Annotated in this window: 11 protein-coding genes; 7 read left to right on the forward strand and 4 right to left on the reverse strand. The window is 72.3% G+C overall.

The features are described from left to right. Positions 1-4 precede the first annotated feature (4 nt). From ACZ5ON_RS25615 to ACZ5ON_RS25625, 3 genes are all read right to left on the reverse strand, one after another. Positions 5-745, reverse strand: coding sequence for a Mut7-C RNAse domain-containing protein (locus ACZ5ON_RS25615; protein ID WP_465597129.1), 741 nt, complete (start codon positions 743-745; stop codon positions 5-7). A 40-nt stretch (positions 746-785) separates the two neighbouring features. Further along, positions 786-1,649, reverse strand: a complete 864-nt coding sequence (locus tag ACZ5ON_RS25620) for an SAM-dependent methyltransferase (protein ID WP_465597132.1) — start codon at positions 1,647-1,649, stop codon at positions 786-788. A gap of 262 nt (positions 1,650-1,911) precedes the next feature. Then, positions 1,912-3,507, reverse strand: a complete 1,596-nt coding sequence (locus tag ACZ5ON_RS25625; RefSeq protein WP_465597135.1) for a phosphoribosyltransferase family protein — start codon at positions 3,505-3,507, stop codon at positions 1,912-1,914. Between the two features lie 1,096 nt (positions 3,508-4,603). On the opposite strand from ACZ5ON_RS25625, the gene ACZ5ON_RS25630 reads away from it, so the two are divergent. The 5 genes from ACZ5ON_RS25630 to ACZ5ON_RS25650 all read left to right on the forward strand — a co-directional run bounded on the left by ACZ5ON_RS25630 (position 4,604) and on the right by ACZ5ON_RS25650 (position 8,004). Beyond that, positions 4,604-5,311 carry an aggregation-promoting factor C-terminal-like domain-containing protein gene (locus tag ACZ5ON_RS25630; protein ID WP_465597138.1) on the forward strand — a complete coding sequence of 236 codons (708 nt, stop codon included), beginning with the start codon at positions 4,604-4,606 and terminating at the stop codon, positions 5,309-5,311. Between the two features lie 191 nt (positions 5,312-5,502). Continuing rightward, on the forward strand, positions 5,503-6,495 hold the full coding sequence (locus tag ACZ5ON_RS25635) for a glycosyltransferase family 2 protein (RefSeq protein ID WP_465597140.1): 993 nt from the start codon (positions 5,503-5,505) through the stop codon (positions 6,493-6,495). After that, positions 6,425-6,979, forward strand: coding sequence for a DALR anticodon-binding domain-containing protein (locus ACZ5ON_RS25640; protein WP_465597143.1), 555 nt, complete (start codon positions 6,425-6,427; stop codon positions 6,977-6,979). The genes ACZ5ON_RS25635 and ACZ5ON_RS25640 overlap by 71 nt, the downstream gene beginning before the upstream one ends. Positions 6,980-7,079: 100 nt before the next feature. Beyond that, positions 7,080-7,430 (forward strand): hypothetical protein, encoded by a 351-nt coding sequence (locus tag ACZ5ON_RS25645; protein WP_465597146.1) that lies wholly within the window; start codon positions 7,080-7,082, stop codon positions 7,428-7,430. 280 nt (positions 7,431-7,710) lie between these two features. Beyond that, positions 7,711-8,004, forward strand: a complete 294-nt coding sequence (locus tag ACZ5ON_RS25650) for a hypothetical protein (protein WP_465597149.1) — start codon at positions 7,711-7,713, stop codon at positions 8,002-8,004. 58 nt (positions 8,005-8,062) lie between these two features. On the opposite strand, the gene ACZ5ON_RS25655 is transcribed toward ACZ5ON_RS25650, so the two are convergent. Then, a complete protein-coding gene (locus ACZ5ON_RS25655) occupies positions 8,063-8,578 on the reverse strand; it encodes an SUKH-4 family immunity protein (RefSeq protein ID WP_465597152.1) in 516 nt (171 codons plus the stop codon). A gap of 65 nt (positions 8,579-8,643) precedes the next feature. On the opposite strand from ACZ5ON_RS25655, the gene ACZ5ON_RS25660 reads away from it, so the two are divergent. Next, the gene (locus ACZ5ON_RS25660; protein WP_465597155.1) at positions 8,644-8,853 is read left to right on the forward strand and encodes a hypothetical protein; all 210 of its coding nucleotides are present in this window, start codon (positions 8,644-8,646) and stop codon (positions 8,851-8,853) included. 199 nt (positions 8,854-9,052) lie between these two features. Next, positions 9,053-11,962 carry an FAD-binding and (Fe-S)-binding domain-containing protein gene (locus ACZ5ON_RS25665; protein WP_465597158.1) on the forward strand — a complete coding sequence of 970 codons (2,910 nt, stop codon included), beginning with the start codon at positions 9,053-9,055 and terminating at the stop codon, positions 11,960-11,962. Positions 11,963-12,076 lie beyond the last annotated feature (114 nt).

Here is a 12,076-nt window from a genome sequence, read left to right on the forward strand (position 1 = left end):
CCCCTCACCCCCCACGGCTTCGCCCGCCGCCGAGTGCGGCGGCCACGATCGACTCGAGTCGCCGGTGATGAGCACCGTGCCAGTAGACGTGGCCGCAGTCCCGGCAGCGGGCGAAGCTGTCGTACGTCCGCCTGGTACCCGGACGCAGCGCCGCCGCCACCTCGGCCTTGGCCGCCGGTTCCAGCAGCCCGTTGCAGGCGGTGCAGCGGGTCCACGGCGCGGCCCGCGGCGCGAACCGGTCCAGGACGTCCACCAGCTGGGCCTCCACCCCGGCGCCCCGGACGTAGCCGCCGAACCAGAGCGCCCGGCGGCGAAGCAGTCCCCGGTCCTGGGTGAGCAGAATCCGCCGTTCCGCGTTCGCCCGGCGGACCAGCTCGTCGTCGTCCAGGTCGTTGCGGTAGGCGGTGTCCACCCCGAGCAGGCGCAGGCGCCGGGCGAGCGCGCCGAGATGGACGTCCAGCAGGAAGCCGGCCGGCCCACCCGGCACCGGTTGCGGTCTGCCGACCGCCGCCACCCGGATCACCTCGCCACCGCTCGGCCGGTACCCCGGAGGCACCGGCCGGCCCGCCGCCTCCAGCGAACCGACCTCGGTCAGCGGGACCCCGAGCGACTCCACCAGGTGCCCGAGCGAGGCGGTACCGTCGTGCGCCACCCGGACCGGGTCGCAGCGGTTGCCGCTGCGCAGGAACAGCCACAGCTCGGGGGCGAAGCGCAGCGAGACCACCGGCGTCGGCGACTCGGTCACGGGACCAGTCCAGCACACCGACGGCCCGCCGGTCAGCGGGTCACGGCTTGCGGGCCACACCCGCCCAGTAGTACGCGGCCTGCGGGTCGGCGGGCGGCTCGCCGTCCGGGCGCCAGGCCAGCACCGGGGCCATGCCCGGCTCCACCAGCTCCCAGCCGGCGAAGAACTCCTCGATCTCTGCCCGGGTGCGCGGGACCAGCGTCACATGGCCTTCCTCGGCCATGCCCGCGACGGCCTTCACGACCTCGGGGTCGAAGTCGCCGGTCGGGTGGGTGATCACCACGTGGCTGCCGGAGGGCAGCGCGTCCAGTAGTGCGGCGACCTTGCCCTTCGGGTCGTCCTCGTCGTGCAGCAGCATCAGGATGGCGACCAGCATCAGGCCGACCGGCTCGGTGAGGTCCAGGGTCCCGGTCAGTGCGGGGTGGGCGAGCAGCGCCTCCGGGTGGCGCAGGTCTGCGTGGATGTAGGCGGTCTCGCCCTGGTCGCCGCTGACCATCAGGGCGCGGGCGTGGGCGAGCACGATCGGGTCGTTGTCCACGTACACCACCCGGCTGCCGGGCGCCTCGACCTGCGCCACCTCGTGGGTGTTGCCGCCGGTCGGGATACCGGTGCCGATGTCCAGGAACTGCCTGATCCCGGCCTCGCGCACCAGGTAGCGCACGGCCCGGCCGAGGAAGGCGCGGTTGGCCTTCGCCATGGCCTTGATGTTGGGAATGGCCTTCTCGATCGCCTCGCCCATCGCGCGGTCCGGCGCGAAGTGGGTCGTGCCGCCGAGCCAGAAGTCGTAGATCCGCGCCGAGTGGGCCTCGGTGGTGTCGATCTCCGGCGCCTCCCAGTTGTCGAATCCGCGCCCGACCGCGATCAGGTCCTGCTGGCCCTGCTGCTCACTCTGACGATCCGACAAATCGACCCGCCTCCAGAGGACTTCACCATCAGCGGGGCACAGCCTAACGGTCTGAACGATCGCCCGGCGCTCGAACGCCCGTCGTGATCGTTTCGCGGCCGCCGGCCGTACGGGATCCGGGGACGGTGCTCGTACGGCGCCGTGAGGTTACCGTGCGTACGACTCCGTCCGGTCAGTGGTTCTACGGCTTCCGGCGGATGGTGGTTGTTCGGGCCCCGGCGGACGGGCCCGCCGATCGGCGACCGTCAGCGCTCGGCAGCCGTCAGCCCTCGGCGTCCGCCGGACCCGCCGCGGCCGGCAAGTGCTCCGCGAACCACTCCGCGGCCAGGTCGGCGGCGGCGGCCAGAGTGCCCGGTTCCTCGAAGAGATGGGTGGCGCCGGGTACCACGGTAAGCCGGTTCTCGCAGCGCAGCTGGAGCTGCGCCTCGCGGTTCAGCTCCAGTACCAGCTGGTCGTCACCGCCGACGATGAGCAGCGTGGGAGCCGTCACCTCGGGCAGCCGCCCGCCGGCCAGATCGGGGCGGCCGCCCCGGGAGACCACGGCACCGACCGACGTCCCGGACTCGGCGGCGGCGACCAGCGCGGCGGCCGCGCCCGTGCTCGCCCCGAAGTACCCGATCGGCCGCCCCTCTGCCGCGGGCTGCGCCCGCAGCCAGCGGGTGGCCTCGGTCAGGCGCTCGGCCAGCAACGGGATGTCGAAGACCTTGGCTCGGTCGGCGGCCTCACTCTCGGTGAGCAGGTCGAAGAGCAGGGTCGCCAGTCCGACACGCTGGAGGCGTTCGGCGACGAAGCGGTTGCGCGGGCTGTGCCGGCTGCTGCCGCTGCCGTGCGCGAACAGCACCACGCCCGCCCCGGAGTCGGCCGGAAGCGTCAGAGTGCCGCCTGACCGGCCACCGCCCAGCGGAAGCTCGACCTCCCGGGGCCCGGTGGAGCCAGTCGTGGCAGGCGGGTCGTCGCTTCCGCCCGGGTCACCGCCACCGTTCGAGTGCCCGTGTGAGCTCTGGTGCGTTCCCAGCCTGAAGTGGCCGTGACGGGTGGCCGGAGGATCGTCGGCCTCGCTCTCCGGACCTCCGAAATGGCCAGCCGGACCCCGTCCGGAGCGACCGTGGTGCGCCTTCCCGCCCTCGTCCTCGCCTCCTGCCTCGTCCTTACCTCCCGCGGACACCGCCTCCCACCGGGCCGCGCGGTCCAGGCAGTCCGCGACCTCCCGGTCCGAGGTCTGCTCGAAGTCCTCGTAGAACTGCCCTATCGCGTAGAAGGCCACCGGAGTGCGGACGCACACCAGCTCGTCGGCGTCCTCACCCAGCCGGGCCACCCAGTCCGCCGGCGCCACCGGCACCGCGAGCACCACCCGCGCGGCACCCAGGCGCCGGACGATCTGGCAGGCGGCACGCGCGGTGGAGCCGGTGGCCACGCCGTCGTCGACCACCACCACGGTCCGCCCCGAGAGCGGGATCGAGGGACGGTCCTCCCGATAGCGGGCCACCCGTCGGGCGAGTTCGGCCCGCTCGCGCTCCTCGACCGGCGCGAGCTGCTTCTCCGTGACCCCGGCGAGCCGCATCACCTCCCGGTTGAGCACCCGTACGCCGCCCTCGCCGATCGCGCCCAGCCCGAGCTCGGGCTGGAACGGCGCACCCAGCTTCCTGATCACACAGATGTCCAGCGGTACGCGCAGCGCCTCGGCGACCTCGGCCGCCACCGGCACGCCGCCGCGCGGCAGGCCGACCACCACCACGTCCTGGCCGCGCAGCTGCGTCAGCCGGGCGGCCAGCTGCCGGCCGGCGTCCCGTCGATCGGTGAAGTACACGGCCCGACCTCCGATCCGCTCGTTCTCCCCTTCCAGCCTGCGCCTGTCCACTCCCGCCGGCGTACGCGACTCCCACGCCCGGCTCACGGCCCCCGACGCGCGGGACCGCGTCGCTACGCAGGGTGGCGCATTGGAGGTGAGCCGGCCGTCCGACACGGCGGCCCTACGCCCGTCCGCCGACCAGCACGCAGAGGCTGAGCAGCGGCGGTACGGCCCAGTGCCGCTCCCGCTCCCCCGTGCCACTCGCCGGCTGCACGGACGCCCGGGCCGGCCGAGGCCGGTCGTGCCGCGCACCGGCCGGGTATCGAAAACCGCCGACGCCCCTGCTGCCGTCAACTGGATTGACCGATGTTCAAGTTGCGCTCCGGAGCGCACAATTACCCACGAGCTGAATGTAATTCGGGCTGACGTGAGATCAGCGCCCGCGAGTGATCGCGAATCGCGGCGAGGATGTCGAAGCGCCGAACAGCTCGAAATCGAAGCAGCGGCCGACCGCGCCACCTCGGCAATTCTGGTGCGCACACTCCTCCGTGGACGCGGCTTTCCCGGACCTGTTCGGGTCTCGGCCACCGCCCCTGTTCGCCGCGCGCTCCACGCGCGATCGGCAGCCGAACGGGCCCTTCGACCCGCGATCGGTCGATCACACTGCGCAAGCACTGCCGTGTGCTCACTGTGAGGCCGCCCACACCCGCACCTCCGACTACTGCCCTCGATAGTGGCCGGGCCGGCGACGGCCGGGCCGCCCCACCTGCCGGGGTGCCGGCTCGCCGCCCGACCGTCGAGAACGTCGCTGGTCAGGGCCATGATTACGGGCTGCCACCACATCCTGGTTCCAGCCGCGCGGCTTCCGGGCCCGACACCCCGCGCGTCCGCCGGGTGCTCCGCCGTTCTACGATCGCCGGTAGTAGCAGCGGCCGTTGAAACGGTCGAAAGCCTCTGCAAAGAATGTCCCGGTCGCAACGCAATGTCGTCGGACCGTGCCGAAGGCCGATCCGTCGCGCCGCCCGCCAGCTCGCTCCCCTGCCAGGTGCGAGGCCGTCCGGCACGGTACGCGGGCTGTTCTCCCCGAGCACGCTTCGCGATACCCGTGTGTCCGCGCACGGTGTGCCCACGCACGGCCCCACCGACGGAAGAGGTCAGTTCCTCCATGCAGCTCCCGAAGCTCCCGCAGCTCTCGCAGCTGAGCAAGAACCGCCGCAACGCCATCGTCACCGGCGTCGCCACCCTCGCCGTCGCGGGCTCCGCCACCCTCGCACTGGCTCTGCCGCAGGACAGCACCCCCACCTCGGCGCCCGCACCGAACGCCACCGCCGCCAGTGGAGCCGCCGGAACCCAGCAGCCCGCCGACGCCCAGGCCAAGGCCGCCGCCGACGCCCAGACCCAGGCCGACGCCCAGGCGAAGGCGCAGGCCGATGCCCAGGCCAAGGCCGCCGCCCAGGCCAAGGCCGCCGCCGACGCCAAGGCCCAGGCCGACGCGCAGGCCGAGGCCCAGGCGCGGGCGGACGCCCAGGCCAAGGCCGCCACCGCGTCCCGCTCCGAGCAGCGCGGCAGCCTGAACACGACCTACTCCGGGACCCCGCAGCAGATCGCCGCGCAGATCGTCCCGGCGAGCCAGCTCCAGTGCTTCGACAGCATCGTGGCCCACGAGAGCAGCTGGATCGTCACCGCCACCAACCCGAGTTCGGGTGCGTACGGCCTGGTGCAGGCACTGCCCGCCGGAAAGATGGCCTCGGCCGGCGCTGACTGGCGCACCAACCCGGCGACCCAGATCAAGTGGGGCCTGAACTACATGAACGAGGTCTACGGCAGCCCCTGCGACGCCTGGTCGTTCTGGCAGGTCCACCACGCGTACTGAGCCCTGCGGGACGCACGGGACGCTCCGCGCGCGGGCGCGCGGACGTCGCTGACTGCCTCTCAGGTTCGCAGGACCCGGTGGCAGCCTGGTGAAGATATCGCGCACACCAGCTGTGTTTTGACCGGTATTGGGTGACTTAAGGGCCATTTTGACCCTTGCTCGGACGTGTACACGCCTTTAGCCTCCCGCCCATGCCCTCCCCACTGATCTCCGTCGTACTCCCGGCCTACGACCAACACCAACAGCTGAAGGACTGCCTGGACTCGCTCCTGTCCCAGTCCTTCCGCGACTTCGAGGTCGTACTGGTCGTGGACAAGTCCCCGGACGCCCCCGAGCGCCTCAGCGAGGCGTACGAGATGCGCGATCCCCGGGTGAGCGTGCTGCGCCTTGACGCCGCCGTCGGCGTCGGGCGCAGCCGCAACGCGGGGGCGGCGCACGCCAAGGGCGAGTACCTGCTCTTCCTGGACAGCGACCACGTGGTGCAACCCGAGGCAATGCAGGCGCTGGCCGACCGGCTGGACGAGACCGGCGAGGTGGACGTCCTGCTGTTCGGGCACTCGCGCGAGTACCGGGAGCGGGTCTGGCCGGGCGGTGCGGCGAAGACCCTGGCCTCGCTCGGGTCCGAGGTCTTCGTGCCGCAGGACCGTCCCCAGGTCTTCGGCGCGCCGCCGCTGATCTGGGACCGCCTGCTGCGCCGGGAGGCCGGACTGCCGAGCTTCCCCGACGGCCACTACGACGAGATCCCGGTGGTCCATCAGTCGCTGCTCGCCGCGAGCCGGGTCGCGGTGCTGGAGCAGGACTGCGTACGGATCCGCCGCCGGCACACCCTGCACCCGACCGGTTCTCCCGGCAGCAGTCACTTCGACATCTTCGACCAGTACCGCCGCAGCTTCGAACTCCTCGACGAGCACCAGGAGTTGGCCGCGGCCCGGCCGTTCCTGTTCACCCGGATGATCCGCAACTTCCTGTTCGTCTTCGACCTCGGCGGCTGCGTCCCGCGCGCCGAGCGCCCGCAGTTCTTCCACCGCGCCAACGAGTACTACCGCTCGTACCTGCCCGAGAACTACCACCGCCCGGACGGCCGCGAGGGCATCAAGTTCTCGCTGCTGGCCAGTGGCGCCTACGCCGCCTTCGAGGTGGCCAAGCTCTCCCAGATCGCCCGCAACGCCGTCGCCCGCTCATGACCTCCGGTCCGGCCGCCCCGTCCGGGGGCATCGGGCGGCCGGACCACCCGACCTCGGCCTTCCCGGCCGAAAAGTCGACCGGCTGGTCATCACCGAACCGGCCGAACGCACCCTGGCGTTGGAACTCCTCGGTTTCGGCGGCGTGATCGCCGAAGTGGGCAGGAGCCTGGAGTTCCACCGCCTGGCCGCCTACCTCTTCGGTCTGGCCAGCGCCTTCACCGGCTTCTTCGAGAACTGCCCGGTCCTCCGCTCGGAAGGCACCGTCCGCGAAAGCCGTCTCGCCCTCTGCGACCTCACCGCCCGCGCCCTGGCCCTCGGCCTCGACCTCCTCGGCATCGAGTCCCCGGAGCGGATGCGACGGACCAGTCCGCGACACCCCCGCCCGGACGGACTTCCGGGCCGGGCGGCGGTGTCGTCGGGGCGCGGCCGGTGCGGCGTGGCCGGTGCCAGGGGGCTTGCCGGAGCGGGTTCGAGATCGGAGTAGGTTGTGCGTGACGGCCCGACAACCGGGCTGTGGAATCGGTGGGACGACCATGCCTTCAGCACCTCACATACCCGTCTCAGCCTGGTGGACCCTGTCCCTCATGGCGACGATCGCCTTCTACTGGGTCCTGCTGCCGACCACGGCGGTCGGGAGCCGGCGCATCGGAATCTGTCTCCTGCCTCTGGGCCTCGCCGGCGCTCTGATGGTCCGTGCGGAGCTCGAGGGCCACAACCAGGCCTGGGCACTGCCCTGCTACGTGTTCTTCTGCCTGGGCATTTCACTCGCCTCGCTCTCCTGCCGCCGCTGGATCCGGAAGGCGGCCGAGTACGAGAAGGAGACCGGGCAGAGAGTACCGAAGCACTTCGTCCCGAAGCCGGTGCAAGTCCGGTTCTTCGCCGTCGTCATCCCCTTCGTGACCGTCGGCGTCTGGTTCTTGGGCACCGGTCGCTGAACCGGTCACACCGGCCTCGAAGACCGGTGCGGCCGCCACCGTCGTGGACTGAACGGGCACCCAGGCCCGCCGGAGGGTCCTAGGCTCAGGGCGGTGGGTCAAGCCATCCAGTCGAGCCGGGGGAGAGTGTCCGTGACAGAGCAGCCGAGGCATGTCGTGGTGACGGGTAGCGCCGGATTCGTCGGTTCGGCGATCGTGCGCCGCCTCCGGGCCGCGGGCTGCCCGGTCGTCGGCGGTCCGGGCCCGGCACCGGCTCTACCGGGGTGTGGACGTACGTGACGTGACGGAGGCCCACCTGCTCGCCGTCCGTGGCCCCCAGCAGGCGGCCGGGGTACTGAACATCGCCGGCCCGTATCCGTGGCGGACGGAGGACCGAAGGCGGCTGCGGCACGATCCGGCCGAACTCATCACCAGGCGAGTCCCTGAGGCGGCGGCCGGGTTCAGCCGGAACGGATGGGCGCTTCCGACGTCGATCGACCGGGTGTACGTGTCGGCGCGGGCGGGCGCCGTACTCGGCTACCGTCCCCGCCACGGGGTGACGGCACTGCTGGCCGAGGTCCGCGCGGGCGGCTGACCCTTCCCCGTGGCACCTGCCGTGCGCTGCGCAAGGCGGGGCACGAGGTTTGCCCCCGTCACTCGGGGCCCAGCACGCCCAGCTCGACCTCTTCGAATACCCTCGACCACCAGGCTTCCTCATCACCGAACGCGGCCGGATCTTCCTGCCGGGCCTGGTCCAACAGCTCGGCGACGTAATCCTCGTAGTCTTCGTCGTCCTCACTGCGGCCGGACCGGACGAAGGACTCCCACAGCCGGAGCAGCCGTCGGAGCCCGTCCACCGAGGAGTTGACCAGGGCGAACCGTTGCGGACCGCCTTCGTAGCCGTAGGCCATCCACACTTCGCCCGAGTCGATCAGCAGCCAGTAGGAGTTGACTCCGTCCTCGAAGACGCCGAGGCAGACGGCCTGCCCGCAGGGCAGATCACGAACACGGAGCTCCAGCGCGGCGTCACGCACGAACATGCCGGTGCAGTTGACCGGAAGCCCCGGATCCACCAGCGCCCGCGCCACCTCGGGACTCACATCCGCGGAGCGAAGCACTTCCACCTCGTAGGGACGCCACGGCACGGCCTCGGTGTGCTGCTCGTTCATGCCGCGGATTCTGCCACCTGGTCACAACCGTGATCCACCTGACGGCCCCCGGTACTCTGCCCGGTATGGATCGCCGGATTGGAGCCGACAACCCGCTGTTCTTCGAGAAGCTCGGCCTCCCCGAGCCTCCCGGTACCACGATCGGTGCCGAGCGCGGGGTGCAGCTCACCCGGGAGTACGTGGCGGCCTTCTTCGACCTGCAGCTGAAGGGGATCGACCAGCCGATCCTCGACGGGCCGACCCCGAACAGCCCTGAGATCAGCTTCCACCCATAACCATGCCCGTACGAGGCCGCCGACCAGCTCCCGGTGTCGGCCCTGGTCGGCGGCGCTCCGTTCCCAAGCGTCGATTTCCAAGCATCGATCGCGCGGGAACGCGCGGCGGCGTGGCGCGAGGCTGCCGGGTTACGACAAGTCAGCCGCTCGCCGTGGCGCGCCCCCTCCCCTTCCGGGCGGCCGCTGCGATGATCCCACTATGGCGATCACTCCTGCTTCCGACAGTCTCGCCCGGGCGCTGCGGGAAGAGCTCTGCAGGGCCGTCCGCGGCGAGGTGCGCTTCGGCGCGGCCGAGCGCACGGTCTACAGCCACGACGCGTCCAACTACCGCCACCTGCCGCTCGGAGTGGTCAAGCCGGCCGATGCCGATGACGTCCGGGCGACGCTCGCGCTCTGCCGGGAGTTCGGGGTGCCGCTGGTGCCGCGTGGGGCGGGTACCAGTGTCGGTGGGCAGGCGATCGGGCCGGGGGCGGTGGTGCTGGACTTCCGGCGGCATGTCAACCGGGTGCTCGCCGTGGATCCGGACACCCGGACCGCCCGGGTCGAGCCCGGCGCCGTGCTGGACGATCTGCAGGTGGCGGCCCGCCCGTACGGGCTGCGGTTCGGGCCCGATCCGTCCACGCACAGCCGCTGCACGCTGGGTGGCATGATCGGCAACGACTCCTGCGGCGCCCACTCGGTGGCCTGGGGACGTACCTCGGACAACGTTCACTCGCTCGACCTGCTGCTCGCGGACGGCACCGAACTCACCGTCACCGGGCCGCTCTCCCCCGCCGAGCGGGCCCGGCTGCGCGAACGTCCGGACCGAGAGGGCGAACTGCACCGGGCCCTCCAGGACCTCGCCGCCGCCAACCTCGGCACGCTGCGCCGGGACATGCCGGATCTCCCCCGGCGCACCTCCGGCTACGCCCTGGACGCGCTGCTGCCCGAGCGCGGTTACGACCTCGCCCGTGCCTTCACCGGCAGCGAGGGCAGCCTGGCACTGCTGCTCGGGGCCACCGCGCGGCTGGTCGAGGCGCCCGCCGCCCGGGCACTGGTCATCGCCGGGTACCCGGACGAGACGGCGGCCGCCGATGCCGTGCCCGCCCTGCTGCCGCTGCGCCCGCTCACCGTCGAGGGAATGGCCGCCGACCTGATCGCCGCGCTGCTGGCCGCCGGTGCCCGCCCGCCCGCGCTGGACCGGCTGCCGGCCGGCGAGTGCTGGCTGTTCCTGGAGGTCGGCGGTGTCAGCGAGCCCGAAGCCCTGGGCGCCGCAAGGGAGTTGGCCCAGGTGGTGCGTCGCGAGCGGGCCGCGGCCGTCAGTGTGGTGCTCGATCCCGGCGAGCAGCGCCAGCTGTGGGCCGTCCGGGAGGCGGGGGCCGGGATCGTGACCAGGCTACCCGGGGGCAAGGAGGCCTGGCCGGGGTGGGAGGACTCGGCGGTGCCGGTGGAGCGGCTCGGCGGGTACCTGCGCGATCTGCGCGCGCTGCTGGGGCGCCACGGGCTGCGCGGCGTCCCGTACGGGCACTTCGGCGAGGGCTGCATCCACATGCGGCTGGACTTCCCGCTCACCGGGCCCGGGCGGCTGCCGGAGTTCCGGGAGTTCATGGTGCAGGCGGCCGATCTGGTGGTGGCGTACGGCGGTTCGCTCTCCGGTGAGCACGGTGACGGGCAGGCCCGCTCGGAGCTGCTGCCCAGGATGTATCCGGCCGAAGTCATCGACCTGTTCGGGCGGTTCAAGCGGATCTGGGACCCGGCGAACCTGCTGAACCCCGGCGTCCTGGTCGACCCGCGCCCGCTCGACGCCGATCTGCGCTTCACCGGCCGTGACCTGCCGCTCGCCCTCCCCTACCCGCAGGACGGCGGCAGTCTGCTGAAGGCGGTGCACCGCTGCGTCGGGGTGGCCAGGTGCGTGGACACCAAGAGCGGTGTGATGTGCCCGAGTTACATGGTCACCGAGGAGGAGCGGCACTCCACCCGAGGCCGGGCGCGGCTGCTCGCCGAGATGCTGCGCGGCGCCGTGCCCGGGTCGGACGGCGCGGTGACGGACGGCTGGCGCTCGGAGGAGGTCCGGGAGGCGCTCGACCTCTGCCTGAGCTGCAAGGGCTGCGCCGCCGACTGCCCGGTCCATGTCGACATGGCGACCTACAAGAGCGAGTTCCTGTACCAGCACTACCGCCGCCGGGCACGACCCGCCTCGCACTACTCGATGGGCTGGCTGCCGCTCACCCTGCGCGCCGCCGCGCTCGCCCCGGACCTCGCGGGCCGCCTGCTCGGCTCGCCGCACGCCTCGGCCGTACTCAAGCGCCTCGGCGGCATCGACTCCCGGCGCCGGCTGCCCGACCTGCCGGGCGAAACCTTCGAGCACTGGTTCCGCCACCGGGTGCGCCGCGCCCGGCGCGGCGCCGCACCGGTGCTGCTCTGGCCGGACACCTTCAGCAACCTGCTGGACCCCGAACCCGCCAAGGCCGCCGTCGAGGTCCTCGAACACCTGGGCTTCGCGGTCCGCCTCCCACAGGGCCCGGTCTGCTGCGGGCTCACCTGGGTCTCCACCGGCCAGCTCGGCGTCGCCCGCCGGGTCATGCGGCGCAGCCTGCGCGTCCTGCCGCCGGGCCTGCCCGTGATCGGCCTCGAACCCAGCTGCACGGCCGCACTCCGCGAGGAACTGCCCAGACTGATCGGCCCGGCGGCCGGCGACGTCCCCGGCCGGGTCCGCACCTTCGCCGAGTTCATCGACCAGAGCGGTGTCGAACTGCCCGTCCTGCGGCCGCAGTTGCGGGGACTGACCCAGGTGCACTGTCATCAGCACGCGGTCCTCGGGGCGGCCGCCGACCGCCGGATCGAGGCCCGGATCGGCCTGGCCAACCAGGTCCCCGACTCCGGCTGCTGCGGCCTGGCCGGCAACTTCGGCTTCGAACGCGGCCACTACGAGGTCTCCGTCGCGGCCGCCGAGCGCGTCCTGCTACCGGCCGTCCGGGCTGCCGCCCCCGACACCGTCCTGCTCGCCGACGGTTTCAGCTGTCGCACCCAGATCGCCCAACTCGCGGACGGCCGCCGGGCGATCCATCTCGCCGAGTTGCTGCGCCGGGCCATCCGCGAGCAGTCCGGGCCCGGGTACACCTTCCGTTGACTTCCGCTCCCCCGGCTAAAGCCGGGGGATTCCTACCACGGTCGTCTGACCGTCTCGGTGGGTTCCTGCTTCTTCGCGCTGCGCCGGGACAGGTCCCGGTCTGTTGAGTCGGCA

The organism is Kitasatospora sp. NPDC032150 (assembly GCF_055579945.1).

Excerpts from the sequence above, each read along its gene's own strand:
- ACZ5ON_RS25655 (WP_465597152.1), bottom strand. The coding sequence starts at position 8,578 with ATGAACGAGCAGCACACCGAGGCCGTGCCGTGGCGTCCCTACGAGGTG.
- ACZ5ON_RS25630 (WP_465597138.1), top strand. The coding sequence starts at position 4,604 with ATGCAGCTCCCGAAGCTCCCGCAGCTCTCGCAGCTGAGCAAGAACCGC.
- ACZ5ON_RS25645 (WP_465597146.1), top strand. The coding sequence starts at position 7,080 with ATGGCGACGATCGCCTTCTACTGGGTCCTGCTGCCGACCACGGCGGTC.
- ACZ5ON_RS25660 (WP_465597155.1), top strand. The coding sequence starts at position 8,644 with ATGGATCGCCGGATTGGAGCCGACAACCCGCTGTTCTTCGAGAAGCTC.
- ACZ5ON_RS25665 (WP_465597158.1), top strand. The coding sequence starts at position 9,053 with ATGGCGATCACTCCTGCTTCCGACAGTCTCGCCCGGGCGCTGCGGGAA.
- ACZ5ON_RS25635 (WP_465597140.1), top strand. The coding sequence starts at position 5,503 with ATGCCCTCCCCACTGATCTCCGTCGTACTCCCGGCCTACGACCAACAC.